This window comes from Massilia sp. W12 (genome assembly GCF_037300705.1).
Lineage (GTDB): Bacteria > Pseudomonadota > Gammaproteobacteria > Burkholderiales > Burkholderiaceae_D > JACPVY01.
Genome location: NZ_CP147776.1, coordinates 14918 through 35590 on the forward strand (window position 1 = coordinate 14918; position 20673 = coordinate 35590).

Here is a 20673-nt window from a genome sequence, read left to right on the forward strand (position 1 = left end):
TTTAATATTTAAGCCATAAATTTCTGTGAAACAGGTGGCTACGCCAGCGTGCCGGGTGCGCGCTGGGGGGGGGCAATTATCCGGCGGGTAAAAACAGCGCATTGCGATTGCGCGCGCCTTGCTGCGCAATCCGCGCATCCTGATTTTGGACGAAGCCACCAGCGCGCTCGACGCCGCCAGTGAAGCGCTGGTGCAACAAGCCTTGCACACTTTGATGCAGGGACGCACCACCTTGATTATCGCGCACCGCCTGTCCACCATCGCGCATGCCGACCGCATCGTGGTGATGCAACAAGGCCGGATTTTGCAGCAAGGGCGGCATGCGGATTTGCTGGCCGATGGCGGCGGCATGTATGCGCAATTGGTGCGGCGGCAGATGGGGCAGGCGGCTTAAGCCGCAACATCTTTCATTCCTCATCGTCTTGCAGCAATTGTTGCAGGCGGCGCGGGTAATGATTTAAAAAGTCGCGTGTGACGTAATAGTGTTCGGTATCTTCATACGCGACTTCAGATAAACCGCTGGCGTCAAATTGGATGATTTTGGCCTGCGGGTAAGCCAATAAAATCGGCGAATGGGTGGCGATGATGAATTGCGAGTGGTCTTCCACCAAATGATGGATGGCGCGTAAAGCAGCCAGTTGCCGGTTGGGCGAAAGGGCTGCTTCCGGCTCATCCAACAGATAGACGCCATTTCCTCTGAGCTTGTTCAGCAATACCGCCATAAACGATTCGCCATGCGATTGCTCGTGCAGCGAGCGTCCGCCATAGCTTTCCAGATAGCCAACGCCGTCCATATAGCTGGCCAGATTGAAAAAACTTTCCGCCCGCAAAAAATAGCCATCTGTGGGCAGCGGCGGGCTGCGCACCAGGCGCAAACTTTGATCCAATGTTGAGACTGAGTTGGCGGTGCTGAAACGGCTGCTCTTGGTTCCGCCTTCTTTGCCAAAGCCCAGCGCCAGCGCCAATGCTTCGAGTATGGTGGATTTGCCGGCCCCATTTTCGCCAACGAAGAAAGTGACATTCGGATGAAAATCAATCATGCCGATTTCAGCGACAGCGGGAATATTGAGAGGATAAGCATCGAAATCAAGCGTAATGTCGGGACGGAATTCGACGCGTTGCAGATAAGGGTGTGAGCGGCGTGGCATGATGCTTGTGAATGTTGGACAGGATGCAGCACGCTATACTAATCGAAATCAATGAATGAAAGAATGCTGTGGACTTACTGTTTTTAGGCACTTCCTCCGGCGTGCCCACTTTGCAAAGAAACGTCAGCGCGCTGGCCCTGATTCATGAACAGGGGCGCGAATGGTATTTGCTCGATTGCGGCGAAGCCACCCAGCACCAATTGCTGCGCTGCCCGCTGTCGGTGATTGATTTACGTGCGATTTTCATCACCCATGTGCATGGCGACCATTGCTATGGTTTGCCCGGCCTGTTGGCCAGCGCGGCGATGAATGGGCGCAAAACCCCGCTGACTCTGCTGGCGCCGCGCAAAGTGTTGGAGTGGGTCAGCGCCACGCGCGAGTTGACGCAACTGTGGCTGCCGTATGAATTGATTGAAATCGCGATTGATGAGCAGCCGCAGGACAGGCTTTGGCAAGATCGCGGCTGGAATCTGTCCTGTGTCCCGCTTTCCCACCGCGTGCCGAGCTGGGCCTATGTGCTGCAAGAAGACGCGCCGCCGCAACAGCTCGACAGCGCCTTGCTGGAGCGCCTGGGCCTGCCGCGCGGCCCCATGTGGGGACAGTTGCAACGCGGCCAAAGCGTGCAATGGCAGGGCCAGACAATTGCCGCAGAACAGGTATTGCGCGCCAGCGGGCCGGCGCTCAAGCTGGTTTTGGGCGGCGACAATGATCAGCCGGATTTATTGGCGCATGCCTGTCAGGGGGCGCAAGTGCTGGTGCATGAAGCGACTTACACCGAGTCGATTGCGCAAAAAGTCGGGCCGCAGGTGCAACACAGCAGCGCGGCGCGGGTTGGCGCCTTTGCCGCCAGCGTCAATTTGCCGCATCTGATTTTGACCCATTTCAGCCCGCGTTACCGCCCTGATGGAGGGGATGACAGCAATTCGCTGCCCTTGTTGCAAGCCGAGGCGGCGCAAATCTACCGGGGCCGTTTGTGGCTGGCGCAGGATTTTGCACGCTTCCGTTTGCAGCGCGATGGCGTGTTGCATGCTTTGTGAAGCAGGCTTGCGCTATAGTGCCGATACAAACGCGCGACAAGCTTGGCGCCAGATGGCAAGCAAAGTGGAGTTGAGCGCCTTGGCGCGCCGTCATATTCGCAGCACCGGATTCGATGGTGACGGTCAAGGCAGCGCCAGCATGCCAGCTTTCAGTTCTTTGGCGCATTCGGCTGGCGATGCCTTGGCGCAACTCATGCAAACCCAGGCTGACCCGATTTTGCCGATGCTTGAGCCGGCAGCGCAAACATCAAGTCGAACAAACCCGCGATATGCCGGGTTTGAATAAAGATGCGGCTTTGCGCAGTGAGCGGCAAAAATGGTTGGCGGGATTGTTGCAAGTATTGCAGGCCGCGCCGGATGAGGCGGATGACTTTTTGCGACAGGCGCCTTATCGGTATATTCTTGCCACCGTACAAGGCTGAATCAATCCAGCGGAAATTGCTGCGCCGTTTCCTTGCAGATGCTCAATTATGAATTGACGCCAATCTGGCACAGCGCCAGCGCCTCTTCAAACTCATATTGCTGCAAGCAGATTTGAATCTGCTGCATCTGCTGCGCGTTCAAGACTTCGCCCAGCAGCGCGCGTTGTTCCTGGAAATAATCCACCGCTTCCAGATTGGCCTCGTTTAACAAGGCGGCAAAGGCTTGCAGCGCGGCTTGCGCCTGTTGTTGCTGTGCATTGTCGCTGCTTGCGCTGTCTGCTGCATTGTGTGCCTTGGCCTGGGGGGCGGCTGCCGCCGGCAGCGCGTGCAGGCTGTTGAAAATCTCGCTGTGCGCATTTTCCACGCCCTGCATATATTGTTCGATCATGCCGGTATCGAGTTGCTCATCCGGGGTTTGGTCGAGATACGATTCGAGCAATTGGGCGGCATGCGCTAAGCGGCTGGCGCCGATGGCGGCGGCGGCGGTGTGCAGGTGGTGGATGCGCCGGATTGCGGAGAGCAGATCGCCATCGGTGAGCAAGAGCCGGGTTTCAATCACCGCCTGTTTGTGGGTCTTGGTGAAGCGGTTGAGTTGCTCTTGGTGCAGCGCGGGATTGCCGCCGGATTGGCGCAAGCCGAGTTGATGATCCACCCCGGCCAGATTCGGCAGCGCAGGCGCGGCAGCCGGGTTGGGCTTGAGCGCCGGCGCGTGCGCCCGTGGCGCATTATGCAGCCAGCGCGCCAGGCAGGCATACAGCTGTTCCGGGTGGATCGGTTTGGTCAGATAGTCTTGCATGCCTTCGATCAGGCAGCGTTCGCGCACATCGGTGAGGGCGTGCGCGGTCATCGCCACCACCGGCAATTGCGCAAAGCGGGCGTCGGCGCGCAGTGCGATGGTGGCGGCGTGGCCATCCATTTCCGGCATTTCCAAATCCATCAACACCAGCTGATAGCTGTCCGGGCCGCCGGCCTGCAGCTTTTGCAAAGCCTCGACCCCGGTGCTGGCGACATCCACTTCAATTCCGACGGCGGCTAACAACTCAATCGCAATCTGCTGATTGATATCATTGTCTTCCGCCAGCAAGACGCTGGTGTCGCGGAATTGACGCTGATCCGGCGCCGGCAGATGCAGCGGGCAACTCGGAGCGAATACATCCAGCAGCACTTGCTGCAATTGACTCAAGAGCAGCGGTTGTTGAATAAAGCCGGTGACGCCGGCGGCTTGTGCGGCTTCTTGCAGCGCATCGGCGCCAAACGGCAGCGGCAGCAGAATCGCCGGGGCCAGGCTCAAGGCCAGTTCCTGCATCTTGCGTGCGCAACTCACCCCATCCAGCGGATGTAAATCATGCGCCAGAATCAACAGCGGGTATGGTTCGCGCCGCCGTTCCGCCAGTTGCAGCGCAGCCAGCGCGGCGTCTGAGGTGGCCAGGGTTTCCACCTTCATGCCCAGCGCCTGCAGATTTTGCGCCAGAATGCTGCGCGCCGGGGAGTGGCGCGCCGCCAGCAGCACATGCGCGCCTTGCAGCAGTGAGGCGGCCGGCGGCGTGCTGTGCGCCTGCATGCTTTGCTGTACATAAAAGTGGAAGGTGGAGCCTTGGCCGGGGTTGCTTTCGACCCAGATGCGTCCCCCCATCATTTCCACCAGTCTTTGCGAAATCGACAGACCCAGTCCGGCCCCGCCATACTTGCGGGTGGTCGAGGTGTCGGCCTGGGAGAAGGGTTGGAATAAGCGGTTTTTCTGGCTTTGGCTCAAGCCGATGCCGGAATCGCGCACGGCAAAACACAGATGCACTTGTTCCGCTTCGCCGCTGTGGCGGTCGAGATGGCAGCTGACGCAGATTTCCCCATGTTCGGTGAATTTGATCGCATTGTTCACCAGGTTGACTAAAACCTGTCCCAGACGTAAAGGGTCGCCCAGCAACTCGCGCGGCACATCCGGCGCAATATCGAACAGATAATCGAGTTTTTTCTCGCTCGCTTTCTGGCTCGTCATGCCGGCCAGATTGGAGAGCACATCGTCGAGCTGATACGGCACTTTTTCCACATCCAGCTTGCCGGCTTCGATTTTGGAGAAATCCAGAATGTCGTTAATGATCCCCAGCAGGGACAGGCCGGCGCGGTGGATTTTGGCCACATAATCATGCTGTTTGGGACTCAGTTCGGTATGCAGGGCCAGATGCGCCATGCCGATGATGGCGTTCATCGGGGTGCGGATCTCATGGCTCATATTGGCCAGGAATTCAGACTTCTGGCGCGTCGCTTCTTCCGCTTTTTGCTTGGCCTGGTTCAGCCGTTCTTCGTTTTGCTGCAGCGATTGATTGGCCTGGCGCAATTCATCTGCATGCAGGCGCACTTGCTTTTCCTGTTGCCGCAATTGAATTTCAGTGTCGCGCTGGGTCGCCAGCGTGGCTTCCACCTGGCTGTAGGCGGCGGCATTGTCCAGCGCCACGGCTGCATACGCCGCCAGGGTGCGCAGCATGTCCAGATGCACGCGCCGGTACACATGTTTTTGATAGCTCTGCACGCCCAGCACGCCCAGCACGCCCAGCACCCGTTCGCCTAACAGCATCGGCACATACAGGCCGGCTTGCGGCAGCATGTCTTCCTGCAAGCCGCCCAGCTCCAATTCTTTCGGGATGTCCAGCGCGGGAATGTATTGCGCCAGATCGGCGTCCACATCGTTGATGAAAATTTCTTTTTTCTGCTCAATGCAATACACCGCAAGCTGATTGCGCTCGCGCATGCTGCGCGCATACGGGGCCATTTTCTGGCCCCGGTTGAGGGCATGCGGAAATTCGATCAATTCCTGTTCCGGGCGGTAAAAACCGATGCCGAAATTGGTCGCCACCATCAGCGCATTCACATGCTTGTACAGGGTGTTGATGATGTCGTCGCGGTTGAGGCTGGCGGTGATTTCGCGCCCGATTTCTGATAACACCGCGATATTGCGCTGCGCTAATTCCAGGCTTTCTTTTTGCTGCTCGACTTCTTCTTTTTGCTGCAAAATTTCGGCAGTGCGCTCGCTGATGGTGATTTCCAGCTGGTCGCGATATTGCGCCAAGGCCAGCTCGGCCAATTGGCGCTCCTGGTTTTCCTGCTTCAAATTGTGATACAGCAGGGCATTTTCCAGCGCAATCGCGGCCTGGCTGGCCAGCAGTTCCAGCAGGGACACTTGTTCGGCGTGCATGCCGCCGCCGCTTTTGCCCTGTTCCAGATACAGCACGCCAACCAGACTGGCTTGTTTTTGCAGCGGCAGGCAGAGCAGGGCGTGTGGCTGGTGCTGCGCAAACCAGGGGTCTTGCAGGCAGGCTTGCGGCAGATTATGCGCGCCGGCCTGTACTTTTTGCCGTTGTTGCGCGACCTGCTGCATCAAAATCTGCGGGCAGGGCAGGTGCGCGGCTTCCATTTCGCGCGGCAAATGCACGCCTTGCAAATCGGCTTGCGCCACCAGCTGCAGGCGTTCGCCGCGCAGCAAGGCGAGTTGGGCGAATTGGGCATGCGCATGTTGCAGCACCAGGCTCAAAAAGGTTTCCACCAATTCTGTCCACTCGATCACGCCGGATAGGGCGTGCGATGCTTTCAGGACGCCCAGTAAATCGAAGTGCCCGAGCGGGTGTGGATATTGGCTGCTGCGCGCTTCCAGCCAGGGGAATTCCTGTCCCAGTTGGCGCACTTTGGCGTGGGCGCCCCATTTTTGATAGCAGTAGCGCGCATCCCGCAAATAACTCTGGCCGATACGGATGAAATCCTGTTCGAGGTAAAAGCGGCCGGCCAATTCATTGCTCAATGCTTCATGTTGCAAAAAGCCGTTTTCGCGCGCTGTGTGCAAGGCCTGGTCGTAATACTGCATGGCGCTTTCCGCTTGTTGCAGCATGCGGCACTGTTCGGCTTGCGCCAGTTGCAGGCGGTGCAGAAAATTCGCCAGGCAATGTTGCGCCCAGTGCGCCAGCTGTGCGGTTTTTTGGTCGAATTCCTGGCGCCAGGCGGCTTGTTGTGCGGCTTCGGCCTGCCCATACAAACGTGCGATCGCCAGCATGTGATAGAACAGGTGGCTGACCAGGTACAGGGTGTTGACGCTGAACTGGGTGAGGTCGATGGCTTGCGCGTGTTGCAGCGCGCTGGCATAGTCGCCGCTGGTAAAAGCCAGAATCTGCCGCATCACATGGTAGCGCGCCAGGCCATTGGCGAAGCCGGTCTGGCGCAGATGGCGCAGTAAGTCTTCTTCATTGCAGTGCGCATCGCTGAGGCTGTCCGCGCCCTGGGTTTCGCCCTGCAGGCAGCGCAGCATTTGCACATTCAGCTGAATCGTGTCGGCAATCACATGGTTGTGGCTGTCGCGCGCCAGGCGCACATATTTGCGCGTGAATTCCAGCACCTGGTCGAGCGGTTCGCCTTTTTCAAAGGGGTGCCAGGCGGCGTACAGGGCGCAAAAGCCGGCGGAAGGCAGATTGCCTTGTTCCATACAGCTTTGCCAGGCTTGTTCCAGCAGCGGAATGCTGGAGGCCAGCGGCAAATGCCAGCAGTGCACAAAGGCGCCGTCTAAATATTGCAATTGACCGCGCCGTTTCTCATCGCCGGCGCGCTGGTTCAATTCCTGCGCCAGGCGCATGAATTCCGCCGCCAGCGTGATTTCTCCCAGGCTTGCCAGCACCATGGCGTAACGCGCCCAGACGGTGGCGGCGGCGGGCGAGTTGCCGTGTTGCAGCGCCAGTTTGACCGCTTGCAAGACCAACAGCGGAAACAGATTCGGGATCGCGCCGTACACTGAGGCGCTGATGCCGGCGAACACTTCAAGCGCCATTTTGATGCGCTCATCGCCGATTTGCGGCAGGTGCAGCAGTTCTTGCGCGCCGCGCAATTTGAAGCGCGCCAACAGCGGCGCATGCTGGGCGGTGAATTCTTCGCGCAGGCGGCTGTGATCGGCGCAAAAATCCAGCTCAAACATTTTCAAGGCCGCCAGTGAAACCTGGCTGGCGCGCTGGAAGTGTCCCGCCACCTGGTACAAGGCGATTTGCATGACGGTGATTTTGGCCCGTCCCAGATCGGAATCGGCGTGTTGCCAGAGCAGCTCAAACAAGCTTTCCGCCGCCGCCACATTGGCTTGCAGATATTCGCATTCGGCCAGCGCCAGATACAGGGTGAAGGTGTCGTCGTAGCGGCTGCGCCAGGCGTCTTCCGGCAGTAATTCGCGCGCAATTTGCAGGTAGTCGCGTGCGGCGCGGTAGGCCACCGCATCGCGCGCTTTTTTGCCGGCGATGAAGTTGAATTGGCACAGGCGTTCGCGTTCCTGCGGCGCTTCGATCAAATGGCGCGCCTGGTTGAAGTGATTGACGATGTCAAAGATTTCATCTTCGATTTGCGGCCAGCTCAAATGGGCGGCCAGATGGCGGCCAATTTTCAAATGCTGCGCCGGCAGTTCGCCAGCGGCGGTCAGCGAATAGGCGGCTTCCTGAATCCGGTCATGCTGAAATTGATAGCGCTCGCCATGCCGCAATAAGAGGCGCAGATGCACTGCATGCCATAAATCGAGCTGGGTTGCTTCGACGCTTTTTTCACATACCCGCGCCAGCACGTCGATCTCAGCGCCATTCCCCATGCAGGCCAGCATTTTCAGAATTTCCAGCGTGGCTTGCGGCAGGCTGCGCAAGCGGCTGATCATCAAATCCACCACATTGTCGGCAAAGCCCTCGGCGCGGATGCGCGCCAGATCCCAGCGCCATTTGCTTTGCACATGGTCAAAGGCGAGCAGGCCGTCATCCGCCAGGCGGGTCAGAAACTGGGTGGTGAAAAAGGGGTTGCCGGCGGTTTTGTCGTGCACCAGTTGCGCCAGCGGCCAGACCTGGCCGATATCGCTTTGCAGCGCATCGGCTAAGAGGTGGGCGACATCGGCTTGCAAAAAGGGCGTCAATTCGATTTCATGTATCGGCAGCGGGCCGTTGCGCAAGCCGGCCAGCGCCTCGTACAAGGGATGTTGGCGCTCGCCTTCTTTGATGCGGTAAGCCCCGATCATCAAAATATGGCGCAGGCTGCGGTCATTGATCCAATGTTCCAGCAGCGCCAGGCTGGCGCTGTCGAGCCATTGCAAATCATCGAGGAATAAGACGAGCGGGTGTTCCGGGGTGGCGAAGGCGGACAGGAATTGGCGGAAGGCGGCTTGAAAACGCAATTGCGCATCTGCCGGCGGCAGTGGCACCAGTGCGCTTTGCGGGCCGATCACGAAACGCAATTCCGGGATCAGCTCAATCATCAATTGTCCCTGATTGCCGAGCGCGAGTTGAATCGCCTGGCGCCAGTTGTCCAGTTCGGCTTCGCTTTGACACAGAATTTGCCGGATCAGGCTTTGAAACGCATGCGCCAGAGTGGCGTAGGGAATGTCGCGTTTGTATTGATCGAATTTGCCGGAAATGAACAGGGCGCAGGGTTGCAGCATGGCCTTTTGCAGTTCATTCACCAGCGAAGATTTACCGATGCCGGAATAGCCGGAGACCAGCACCAATTCGGGTTTGCCGCTTTCCATCACCCGCGTCATGGCGTCGAACAAAACATGCAGCTGGGCTTCGCGCCCGTACATGGTTTCCGGGATCAAGAGGCGCGCCGAGGCGTCTTGCCGGCCCAGCGTGAAATGCTGCAGCTGGCCGTGGCGCAGCAGCATTTGCTGACAGTGGCGCAGGTCGGCGCGCAAGCCATTGGCGGTCTGGTAGCGTTCTTCCGCATTTTTGGCCAGCAGTTTCATGACGATATGCGACAGCACCGGGGCGATATCCGGATTGCGCTGGGCTGGTGCGCCGGGCTGGCGCGCCACATGGCAATGAATCCATTGCATCGCGTCTTCGGCCTGAAACGGCAGCGCGCCGGTCAGCATCTGGTAAAACAGCACCCCCAGGGAATACAGATCGCTGCGCGAGTCAACCGAGCGGTTCATGCGCCCGGTTTGCTCCGGCGCCATGTAGGCGAAGGCGCCGGCCATGACTTCCATCGGCAGCGCGCTTTGGTGTTCGCGCGGGATGCGGCTGGCGATGCCAAAGCCGCACAGGCGCGCGCTGCCGCTTTCCGGGTCGATCAGGATATGCGCCGGCTGCAGGTCTTTGTGCACAATGTCTTGCAAGTGCATATGCGCTAAGGCGTCCAGAATGCCGCTGGCCAGGTGCAGAAATTGCGCCGCAGGCATCGGCCCGTCCAGCAGACTTTCCAGCAAAACCATGCCGGGATCTTGCAAAATCAGCACAATGCGGCCATTTGCGCCTTGCAGCGCAAGCGGGCGCACCGCCCAGCTTTCGTGCAATTCTTCGCGCAGCGCGTATTCCTGGTTAATGCGGTTGCGCAACGCGCTGGTGGTGCGCTCCAGAGTCGGGCTTTTCACCAGTACGTGTTGGCCATCCTGTTGCCGGCGTGCCCGATACAGGGTGAATTCCTCATCCTGGCGCAAGGTCTGGGTAATGGTATAGCCTTCCAGTTGCAGCATCTGCAGCCCTTCCCACTATCTGTATTGCCTGCGGCGCAGGCTGGCGTGTCGCTGCGCGCTTATGTTTCTTCCCAGGCGAGCAAGACCTGATCCACCAGCGCGCAGGCGGCGTCGCAATCGCCTGCGTACAACAAGGCATGCAATTGTTCCAGCAAATTTTGTTCCAGCAATAATGCCAGACCTGATTCAATGCTGGCAAAGTATTCCAGCGTGTCTTGCGGGTTGAGGTGCATCAAGGCGCTTAATTGTTCCAGCGCGGCGCGCGCCGCCAGGCTGCTGCTGCGTCCGCTTTGCGGCGGCAGCGCGACGGCAGGCGGCGCATATTCCGGCGCTTGCGGGGCGGCGGCGGGCGCGCCGGCCAGCGGCAAAAAGCGCGCTAAGCAGGCGTACAGCAATTCCGGCTGAATCGGTTTGGTCAGATAGTCTTGCATGCCGTCGCTTAAACAGCGTTCGCGGATTTCCGGCAGAGCGTGCGCGGTCAGCGCCACCAGCGGCAGGGCGGCGTAGCGGGCGTCGGCGCGGATTGCGGCGGTGGTGGCGTGGCCATCCATTTCCGGCATTTCCAGATCCATTAACAGCAAGGGGTAGTGGCCGGGCGGATGTTGCGCCAGTTTGTCCAGCACCTCTCGCCCGTTTTGCGCCAAATCGGCCTGCAGACCGACTGCTTGCAGCAATTCGCGCGTGATTTGCTGATTGATTTCATTGTCTTCGGCCAGCAGCACGGTTTGCGGGGCGAATTGGTGTTGCGGCGTATTGCTTTGCACTACCATTCTTTCATGCGGCGCAAACACGGAATTCAGGGTGGCGTATAACAGCGCTTCGCTGACCGGTTTGTACAAAAAGCCGGCGATGCCGGCCTGCTCGGCCTGTTCTTGCACTTCTTCGCGGCCAAAAGCGGTGGCCAGGATGAATTCCGGGCGGCTTTGCAACCGGCTTTCGGCGCGCACCGCCTGCGCCAGGGTGATCCCGTCGCAACAGGGCATTTGCCAATCTGAAATCAAGAGCTGATACGGGTCGTTTTCCTGCTGTGCTTGCAGCAAGGCGTCCAGCACCAGCCGGGCATCTTGCAGCGCGTGCACGCGCAAGGGCAGGGCGCGCAAGGCTTCGACAAAAATCTCCAGCGCAATCGGGTTGTCGTCCACCACCAGCACGCGCGCATCGCGCAGGCGGGCCGGCAATTGCTGCGTGGCCGGCAATGCCGGGCCAAGCGTGAAACGCAGGGTGAAGCTGAAGCAGGAGCCGGCTTCGCTGGCGCTTTGCACCTTGATTTTGGCGGATTCGTCATGCGCCATCAATTGCACCAGATGCTGGGAAATCGACAGTCCCAGGCCGGTGCCGCCGAATTTGCGCGAGGTCGAGCCGTCGGCCTGGGTGAAGGGCTGGAATAAATTCGCCACTTGCTGCGGCGTCATGCCGATGCCGGTATCGCGCACCGCAAATTGCAGCAGGGCGTGTTCTTCATCCTGTTCCAGCAGGCGGCAGCTGAGTTCGATTTCGCCTTGCTCGGTGAATTTGATCGCATTATTCACCAGGTTGATCAACACCTGTCCCAGGCGCAAGGCGTCGCCGACCAATTGGCGCGGCACTTCATGCGGCACGCGGAACAGATATTCGAGGCCTTTTTCCGCCGCTTTCTGGCTCGATACGCTGGCCACATTGGAGAGCACTTCGTCGAGCGAAAACGGGGCTTGCTCGATGTCCAGCTTGCCGGCTTCGATTTTGGAAAAATCCAGAATGTCATTGATCAAGCCGAGCAGGGACAAGCCGGCGCGGTGAATCTTGGACAGATAATCATGCTGCTTGGCGTTCAAGCCGCTCTTCAAAGCCAGATGCGCCAGCCCGATCACCGCATTCATCGGGGTGCGGATCTCATGGCTCATATTCGCCAGGAAGGCCGATTTCATCTGGGTGGCTTCTTCGGCGCGCTGGCGCGCCAATTGTTCCGCCGCCATTTTTTGCTCAATCAGGCTGGTTTGCAGTCGCGCCGCGCTGGCCAATTGCTCCTGGGTTTCGCTTAAGGTTTGCAAAGTGGCTTTCAGTTGCCGGTAGGTGGCCGAGTTGTCAAACGCGATTGCGCCATAGGCGCACAGACTGCGGAAGATCAGGCGCTCACGTTCGCCAAAGGCATGTACGCGCGCGCTTTGCACGCTCATCACACCCAGCACATGTTCGCCCACCGCCAGCGGCCCGTACAACATGCTGAGCTGGCGCGTGGTGCCTTGCAGGTGGTTGCTGTTGTCACTTTGCGCCGGGTCTTGCTCAATCAGGATTTCACGCCGTTCGCGCAGGCAGCGCGCTGAATTCGCTTGCGGGTTTTGCACGCTCACCAGCACATGCGGCAGCGGTTTGCCGTTTTCATTGCCAAACACCAGCTTCATATGCTGGCCGTCCGGCTCCAGCATGAAAACGGACAGGCTGTCTGCTTCCAGCAGGCCGTGCAGATGCCGGTTCAAGGTCTGGAACACGGCGTCTGCATCCAGGTGGGCGGTGATTTCCTGGCCGATCGAAGACAGATGTTCCAGCGTGGCCGAGGTTTGCGCCAGAATTTCAGCGCGCCGCGCCTGTTCCGCCGCCAGTTGCCGGTGGTGTTCGCCATCGGCTTGCGCGCGTTCAGTCTGGTGCCGCACTTGCATCGCGATAGCGCGGTTGGTGGCCCCTTCGTTATGGGTTTTCTCGCGCGCCATGCTGGCTTGCAAGGACATCGAATAGGCCAGCGCAAAATGGCCGATGCGGGCGTATTCGCGTCCCAGCGCGTCATACAGTTCGCCCGGTACGGTGTAACCGCTGATGCCTTGCGCGACTTCAATCGACTGCAGCAGATAATGCAGCACAGGATTGGGCGCATGCATGCCTTCCGGGGCCGGCAGGCTGTGCAATTGATGGATTTCCGCCAGCACCCGCAAGACCTGAATCTGGCTGAAGGGGTCGTCGAATTGCTGGCACAGGCGCAGCGCCTCATGCGCAGCTTCCAGCGCTTCCCCGGCTTGATCCATATGTGAGAGGGCATGCGCCCGGCCACGCGCCGCGCTGATCAGAAAATCGCTTTGCGCCAGCAGATTGGCGTGTTGCTGCTGGCGTGTGAACATGTCGAGGGCTGTCGGGTAGTCGCCCTTGTCCAGCATCAAATCGCCCATGTATTCCAGCGCGATGCCGTAGTTGCGCGAATTCGGCAACTTGTCCAGGTTTTGCATCGCTTCGAGCAGAATTTCATGCGCCGCTTCGTAGCGGCTCAGGCGGCGCAGGGTTTCGCCGGTTTGCATCAGGGTGCCGCCGAGGGTGGCCGGCCATTGGCGCGGGCGGCTCAGATCCAGTCCGCGTTGCATCCACTCCAGCGCGGTATTGTGTTCGTTCAGGCTGTTAAATGAATTGCCGATATTGGTGGCGATTACGGCGGCGCGGCGCAATTGTGCGCTGGCCAGCGCGGCTTCATAAGCCTGGGTCCATTCTGAAATGGCGCGTGCGAATTCGCTTTGCTGGCTGGCGGCGGTGCCGAGGAAGTCATGCAGACAGGCGGCCAGCGCCGGCTGGCTGGCGGTATCGAGATGTTGATATTGGCCGCTCCATTGCGCCAGCGCGGCATGGGCGTCACGGAATACGGCGGCGCGCGCCTGGGTCAGAATCGAGACGTCTGCGCGCAAGCGGTCATCGCCCTGCAGCGCCAGCGCCGCCGCCTGCTCCAGCCAGTAGTCGCGCGCGCTGGTGTCGCCCTGCTCCATGGCGATCCAGGCTTGCAGATTGCAGGCGTCAGACTGTCCCAATACATCGGCATGCTGCAGAAACAGGGCGCCAGCGCTTTGCGCTTCCTGCTGCGCCGGCGCCAGTTCGGCAAACAGGCGCAGGGTTTCGCCACGGGTCAGCAGGGTGCGCGCCTTGAGCTGGTCGATTTGCGCCGACGCCGGCGCCTGCGCCAATTCACGCAAAATATCATCGGCCATCGCCAGCGCGCCACGGGTATCGCGTTCACGCAAATGCCAGGCCAGTTCAGTCATGCAGCGCCAGCGCGGCAAACCTTGTGCGTTGGACAGGGTCAGGCGCAAACCGGCGATGTGTTCATCAGAAGCGAATAATTCCATTATTGATCAGAGGTGCGCAACGCTTGCGCTTCACAGAACGCAAGCGGCGGCGACCAAGCGCCGCAATGGGCCAATGCTACCGCAATTGGCCGCCGGCGGCAAAAAAGCGATGTCAATCCTTGCATTTCATGCGCCCAATACGATGCTGAGCGCGCGTTCCTTGATCTGTTTTGCATTCTTGACCGCTGTGCGGAAACTGTCTTCCGCCGCTTGCTGCAAAACCGGGTCGCCATTCGCGGCCACCCAGTTTTGTGCAAACACGGCGTAGGCTTCTTTCATGCGCTCACTCCAGGCAGCGGTGATGATGTCGGCTTCTTTCATGTGGCGCCCTGGATTAATGATGATGGCCCCGGCTCCGGTTCTTTTCCCGTTCGCGCTGGCGCAGTACGTCGATCATGACATTAAAGGTGCGCGCCAGGCGCCCGATTTCATCATTGCTTTCGACCTTGATGGTGGCTTTGGCGAAATCGCCTTCTTTGAGCGCAATCGCGGCATCGGTCAGGCGCAGCACCGGGCGCACAATCGAGCGTGCGAACCAGACCGCCAGCAGCAAGAACACCAGCCCGACCGCCACCACGCTGTACATCACATGCGAGAACAGGCGGCGCAATGGCGCTTCAAACTGGCTGCGCGGCTCGGTGATGCCGACCACCCAGTTGTGTCCCAGTACAGGAGAAAAGCCGGCATGCTCCGGTTTTTGCGACATCACCGAATGGTAGGTCACGCTGCCGTGCTTTTTCGCATGCACCATGGCTTGCGCCAATTCCGGCATATTCAGACTTTTCACTCTTTCTTTGCCAAAGCGTTGATCGCTGACGATTTCTTTTTGCTTGTCTTCGCTCAGGGTGTTCAGGCTTTGATACAGGTAGGCGCGGTCAGGGTGGGAAATCATCACGCCGTCGCCATCAATCAGGAAGGGGATGCGGCCTGTGCCTTCCGTGCTTTCGGTCAGCAGATTGTCGATGGTGACGCCCTTGATGCGCAGCACCACCACGCCGATGGCGTTGCCGTCCGGGTCGTACACCGGGTTGGAGTAAAACACGCCGGGGCTGTTATCCGCCAGCGACAACAGCATGCCGGTGACGAACGGGCGGCCCGCCATCGCCGAGCGGAAATAGTCGCGCATGCTGGCGTTTTTGCCGGTTACTGCCGGATCGCTGGAAACCAGCACCAAGCCTTTTTTATCGATCAATAACAGGCGGTGCACATCGGGATTGGTTTTCAGCAGCTGATAGATTTTTTCCTCAATATTGCGGCGTCCGCTTTCGTTTGGACTGCGCAAATAATTGATGAATTCCGGATCAGTCGCCAGATAACTGGCCAGTCCGCGATTGTCCGCCAGCAATTGGCTGATGCGCCCGGCCACGCTTTGCGCCAGCCGTTCCAGATTGCGCGATTCCGAGGACGCCACGGTTTGCATACTGCCTTGCAGATTGTAGTAGGCGGTGATCGACATCGGCAGCAAGGCCGCCAGCATCAGCGCCAGCGTCATTTTCAGCGCCAGCGGCCAATTCGCCGGCCGCCGATAGCTCTGCCACATATGCGAGATGCGGCGGCGCAGCAGCTGCGGCGAGTTCAGCAGCATTTTCCAGCTGGCGCGCAGGGCGAAGCGTTTTTCCTTTTCTTCTTTGCTGTCGTCTTCGCGCGCCAGCGCGGCTTGCAAACCCAGGCTGGAAGAGTGGGCGGCAAACAGCGCTTGCGCAAAAGATTGAATGCTTTGCGGGCGATTGTTTTTATCCAGCTCCAGGCCCCAGTCGATGGCGCGCAGCATGGCTTCGCTGTATTGTCCGGCGCACAGGCTTTGTATGCTCGGCGTTTCGCTTTGGCCGGACATGCGCTCCGGGGCGGGCGGCGGTTTGCGCCCGGACAGCATCCAGTACAAGGTGGCGCACAATGAATAAATATCGCTGTAAGGCCCTTGCTCGCTCTGCTCGTATTGCTCCGGCGGGGCATAGCCGGGCGTGACAATCGCCGCCGGGTCTTGCTGGTCTTGTCCCTGTTGTTTGGCGGCGCCGAAGTCGAGCAGCACCAGGCTGCCGTCTTCTTTGCGCACATAAATATTGTCGGGTTTGATGTCGCGATGCAAAAAGCCGGCTTCATGCATCATCGCCAGACCGTCGCACAGCGGTTGCAAGAGCGCCAGCAATTCTTCTTCGCCCAGCGGTTTGTCATGCCGCCACCAGCCGCGCAACGGTTGGCCGCGCTCATATTCGAGCACGATATACGCCGTGTGATGCGATTCAAAGAAGCGCGCCACGCGCACAATATTCGGGTGGCGGAAGGTGGCCAGGGTGCGCGCTTCCACCAAAAACTGGTCCAACCCGGTCAGATAAAAATCGCGCTCGGCGTGGCTTTTCGGGTGCACCGCATATTCGCCATCGCGATAGGCGTAGCCGGCTGGCAGATATTCTTTGATCGCCACCTTGGTGTTGAGATTGATATCAGTGGCCAGATAGGTGATGCCGAAACCGCCTTGCCCTAATACTGAATCAATCCGGTATTCGTGCAGCATGAAGCCGGCGGGCAGGGCGTTGGGCGTGACGCCAGGGGCCGGCTCGGTCAGGGTGATGCTGCGCGTGCTGATGCTGTGGCTGCGCGGATGGCTCAGGCTCTGGCTTTTGCCGCCCGGCGGCAGCCAGGCGGTCATCATGCGCGTTGGCGCATCGGCGTCAGTCACATCCTGATTCGCCGCCTCGGTGCTGTGGCGCATGTGCAGGGTTTTGGAAAACACCGTCGCTTCCGGATCGGGCAGATTGCGCGCCTGCTCCGCCGCTTCCAGCGCTTCTTTGAGTTTGTGCCGCAATTCTTCGGCTTCTTCGTCTTTGACCCGCCGCAATTTGCGTTCGAGTTGCAATGCGCTTTCCAGTTTGGCCAGCCGCTCCGAGATATGCGATGGCTGGATTTCGGTTTGATCGCCGTTGTGTATGGCGTCAGAGGAGGGTGATGGATGGGTCATACGTTTCGCTCATGAAGTTGGTTCAGGCAAGCGCTCGCATGTTCCGCGTCTAACCGCCTTGTTATATTCAAGATTGCGGTAATAACGGGTGACGGAAGAACCGCTGGCGTCGGTCGTATGGCGCCCTTCAGGAGGGACGGAAGGGCAATATCCTGCAGCGCTACCAGCTGCAGGCAGAGAATTTGCGGATGCGGCGGCAAATTCCTTCGTTCTATTGTAGGCAGTGCGGGCAGCTTGTGAAGTCTTTTTTGCAGGATTTTTGCGCGCAGGGACGGGTTTTTTGCCGGCGCAATGTTGCTGATCTGCAATTTCCATGGCTGTTTTGCTGGCGCTGGTGGCTGCGCGCGGTTTTCTCTTGCTTACTGCGCAGCTTCAGACTTTGAGGAAGTCTTGTTTGGCCCCCAGCCAGCGCGCCAGATGCAGGTCGATGCAGGGCGCCTGTTGTTGCATCAGGTGTTGCGCCAGACGGCTGGCGCGTTCCACCAGCCATTGATCCTGCTCCAGATCGGCAAAGCGCAACATGGCTTCGCCGGATTGGCGGGCGCCGAGAAATTCGCCGGGGCCGCGCAATTCCAGATCGCGCCGCGCGATTTCAAAGCCGTCATTCGTGTTGCGCATGGTGTCCAGACGCTGGCGCGCCACCATGCCCAGCGGCCCCTGGTACAGCAAGAGGCAGACGCTTTGCGCGCTGCCGCGTCCGACGCGCCCGCGCAGCTGGTGCAGTTGGGACAGGCCAAAGCGTTCTGCGTGCTCGATCACCATCAGCGATGCGTTCGGCACATCGACGCCGACTTCAATCACCGTGGTCGCCACCAGAACGTGAATGCGGCCAGCGGCAAAGCCTTCCATCACCTCGTGTTTTTCCTGCGCTTTCATGCGTCCGTGCACCAGGCCGACGCAGGCTTGCGGCAAGGCTTCCTGCAGCTGGGCGTGGGAGTCGATCGCGGCTTGTAATTGCAGGCTTTCGGATTCTTCAATCAAGGGGCAGACCCAGTAGGCCTGGCGCCCTTGCGCCAATTGCGCGCCGATCCGCTCCACCACTTCGGCGCGCCGCTCTTGCGGCAGGGCGCGTGTGACAATCGGGCTGCGCCCGGGCGGCAATTCATCAATCACCGAAACTTCCAGATCGGCGTAATAGGTCATCGCCAGGGTGCGCGGAATCGGCGTCGCGCTCATCATCAATTGATGCGGCGCGACTTCGCCATCGCGCCCGCGTCCCCCCTTATTGCGCAAATCCAGGCGCTGGCTGACGCCGAAGCGGTGCTGTTCGTCAATCAGGGCCAGTCCTAAGCGAGCGAATTGCACTTGTTCGGTGATCAGGGCGTGGGTGCCGATCAGCAATTGCGCGCTGCCGTCTTGCGCTGCGGCCTGCGCCGCCTGCTTTTCCTTTTTCTTCAAACTGCCGGTCAGCCAGGCCACTTGCACGCCCAGCGGGCGCAGCCAGCCGTCGATTTTGCGGAAATGCTGTTCGGCCAGAATTTCGGTCGGCGCCATCAGCGCGGCTTGAAAGCCGGAATCCAGCGCTTGCGCCGCCGCCAGCGCCGCCACCACGGTTTTGCCGCTGCCGACATCGCCTTGCAACAGGCGTTGCATCGGATAGTCTTGCGCCATGTCGCGGCTGATTTCATCCAACACGCGTTGCTGCGCGGCGGTGAGGGAAAACGGCAGCGCCGCCAGCAAACCATGCCACAGCGCGCCGCGCTGGCTCATCGGGTGTGCGCCGCGCGCGCGCCGCTCGGCTTGCGCGCGCTTGAGGGAAAGCTGTTGCGCCAGCAATTCATCAAATTTGATGCGCTGCCAGGCGGCATGGCTGCGCTCCTGCAGCGCATGCACATCGCTGCCCAGCGGCGGTTGGTGCAGGGTGTGCAGGGCTTCGGCAAATCCGGGCAAGCCGAGTTTTTGCACGATCTCCGGCGGCAGGCTGTCGCTGCTGTCAAAGGTTTGCAAGGCGTCTTTGATGGTTTTGCGCAAAAAATACTGGGAAAGCCCTTCGGCGGAGGGATACACCGGCGTCAGGGTTTGCGGCAGCGGGGTTTCGGGAGTGACGATTTTATACACCGGGTGAATCATTTCCGGGCCGAAAAAACCGTGTTTGACTTCGCCGCGCGCGCGCACCAGTACGCCGGGGGCGAGTTGTTTGAGCTGATAGCCTTGGAAATTGACAAAGCGCAGCACTAATTGCGCATCCGCTTTGCCATCCTGCCCGGCTTCGTGCAGTGTCACCACGAGTTGCCGGCGCGGCCGCAGATGCACTTGCGCATCGCTGACGCGCGCTTGCACTTGCACCGAGTGCGTGCCGAGGTAAGCAGCGCTGGACAAGGGGGTCAATTCACTTTCGTCTTCGTAGCGCAGCGGCAGGTGCAGCGCCATATCATGCGCATTGCGCAGGCCCAGCTTATGCAGGCGGCGCAGATTTTTTTGCAGCGCGTTAGCCGCGCTGTCTTTGGCGTCTTTGGCGTTGGGCCTTGCGGCTGGCGTGGCGGCGGCAGGCGGTGAAGAAGGGGCGTGGGCGCTCATGGCGTGCTGCGCTGTCGCGCGGAATATCCGGTTGGCAATGGTGACAAAACGGATTGTAGCCGGATTTGGCGCGCCGCCTCAGTTTGCGCGGGGCCGGCGGATCAGGGCGGGCCGGGCGGCGACTCCAGAAAACGGGCGCGTTGCGCCGCATCGGGCAGTACGCAGGCTTGCAATTTGCCAAACAGGTGGTAGCGATTATTCGCGATGCGCTGATACAGCCAATTGCGCAGGCCGCGCGGCAACAGCATGCCGGCGCAGGCCAGACGCCAGGGCCAGCCTAAGCGCCACATGACGCGCAAAAACGCATCGCCGTGGGTGTACAGCCGGCCATTTTCCAGTAACACCATGGTGTCAAAGCGGTCCAGCGGCAAACCGCACCAATCCAGCAAGGCTTGCCCGGCGGGCGATTGCACCGTGGCTAAGCGGAATTGTGCGCGCTGGTCGTAGCGCAGCAAAAAGCGCGACCAGGCGGCGCACAGGCGGCACACGCCGTCAAATAAAATCACGCTCTCGCCGGGCGCAAGGCCGGGCGGCGCGCTGTCCGAGGGGGAGGTAAAACGCAGTGTGAACATCGCAGTTTCTCAGCTTTGATTGGAGGATGGCGTGTGCGGCGCGCTGTGCAGCAGGCCGACGATGGCCAGCGCGGCCATGGCCAGATTCAGCGCGACCGGATTAAACGCGGTGCGCAAGACGGCGGGGGCGGCCCAGAAAGTCAGCGCCAACAGCGCCGGCATCGCCAGCAGGCTGAGCCACAGCGCAAGCCGCACATAGCGCCCGGACAGCAGCCAGAGCGCAAACAGGATTTCCGCCACGCCGCCAGCGCGCGCAAACCACAGGGCCGCATCCGCGCTGCCGGTGATGTGCTGCGCCAATTGCAATTCCATCGCGTCCGGCCCCAGCAATTTGGGAACCAGCCCCTGATACAGCCAGCACAGCCCCAGACTGAGGGTGCAAATCAGCAGACACAGACGCTCACGCGCTGCTGAGTAAGGGGGAAGGGGAGTTTGCATAATTGGCGGGAAGAAAGATAATTGTGCATAGTGTACGCGATTTCGCTG

11 protein-coding genes and 1 pseudogene are annotated in these 20673 nt (G+C 59.9%); 3 read left to right on the top strand and 9 right to left on the bottom strand.

Features of this window, described 5'->3' with window-relative positions; genetic code table 11:
* Window positions 1–73 precede the first annotated feature (73 nt).
* Window positions 74–394 (top strand): annotated as a pseudogene (locus V8J88_RS00060) (ATP-binding cassette domain-containing protein); the annotation flags it as partial.
* 13 nt (window positions 395–407) lie between these two features.
* Here V8J88_RS00060 and V8J88_RS00065 read toward each other — a convergent pair.
* Entirely contained in the window at window positions 408–1148 is a 741-nt protein-coding gene (locus V8J88_RS00065; protein WP_338847092.1) for an AAA family ATPase, read from the bottom strand.
* A 68-nt stretch (window positions 1149–1216) separates the two neighbouring features.
* Here V8J88_RS00065 and V8J88_RS00070 point away from each other — a divergent pair, with 68 nt between their 5' ends.
* Both V8J88_RS00070 and V8J88_RS00075 read left to right on the top strand, forming a co-directional pair.
* Window positions 1217–2185, top strand: a complete 969-nt coding sequence (locus tag V8J88_RS00070; protein WP_338847093.1) for a ribonuclease Z — start codon at window positions 1217–1219, stop codon at window positions 2183–2185.
* Window positions 2186–2412: 227 nt separating this feature from the next.
* Window positions 2413–2607, top strand: a complete 195-nt coding sequence (locus V8J88_RS00075; protein ID WP_338847094.1) for a hypothetical protein — start codon at window positions 2413–2415, stop codon at window positions 2605–2607.
* A 46-nt stretch (window positions 2608–2653) separates the two neighbouring features.
* On the opposite strand, the gene V8J88_RS00080 is transcribed toward V8J88_RS00075, so the two are convergent.
* From V8J88_RS00080 to V8J88_RS00115, 8 genes are all read right to left on the bottom strand, one after another.
* Window positions 2654–10069, bottom strand: a complete 7416-nt coding sequence (locus tag V8J88_RS00080; RefSeq protein ID WP_338847095.1) for an AAA family ATPase — start codon at window positions 10067–10069, stop codon at window positions 2654–2656.
* 59 nt (window positions 10070–10128) lie between these two features.
* Window positions 10129–14142 (bottom strand): response regulator, encoded by a 4014-nt coding sequence (locus V8J88_RS00085; RefSeq protein ID WP_338847097.1) that lies wholly within the window; start codon window positions 14140–14142, stop codon window positions 10129–10131.
* 126 nt (window positions 14143–14268) lie between these two features.
* Window positions 14269–14463 (bottom strand): hypothetical protein, encoded by a 195-nt coding sequence (locus tag V8J88_RS00090; protein WP_338847098.1) that lies wholly within the window; start codon window positions 14461–14463, stop codon window positions 14269–14271.
* A gap of 13 nt (window positions 14464–14476) precedes the next feature.
* A complete protein-coding gene (locus V8J88_RS00095) occupies window positions 14477–17098 on the bottom strand; it encodes a cache domain-containing protein (protein ID WP_338847099.1) in 2622 nt (873 codons plus the stop codon).
* A gap of 9 nt (window positions 17099–17107) precedes the next feature.
* Window positions 17108–17413, bottom strand: a complete 306-nt coding sequence (locus V8J88_RS00100; RefSeq protein WP_338847100.1) for a hypothetical protein — start codon at window positions 17411–17413, stop codon at window positions 17108–17110.
* Window positions 17414–17470: 57 nt separating this feature from the next.
* The gene (gene recG, locus V8J88_RS00105) at window positions 17471–19615 is read right to left on the bottom strand and encodes an ATP-dependent DNA helicase RecG (RefSeq protein WP_338847102.1); all 2145 of its coding nucleotides are present in this window, start codon (window positions 19613–19615) and stop codon (window positions 17471–17473) included.
* Between the two features lie 101 nt (window positions 19616–19716).
* Window positions 19717–20187 carry a thiol-disulfide oxidoreductase DCC family protein gene (locus V8J88_RS00110; RefSeq protein WP_338847103.1) on the bottom strand — a complete coding sequence of 157 codons (471 nt, stop codon included), beginning with the start codon at window positions 20185–20187 and terminating at the stop codon, window positions 19717–19719.
* Window positions 20188–20196: 9 nt separating this feature from the next.
* On the bottom strand, window positions 20197–20625 hold the full coding sequence (locus tag V8J88_RS00115) for a DoxX-like family protein (protein ID WP_338847104.1): 429 nt from the start codon (window positions 20623–20625) through the stop codon (window positions 20197–20199).
* Between the last annotated feature and the right edge of the window lie 48 nt (window positions 20626–20673).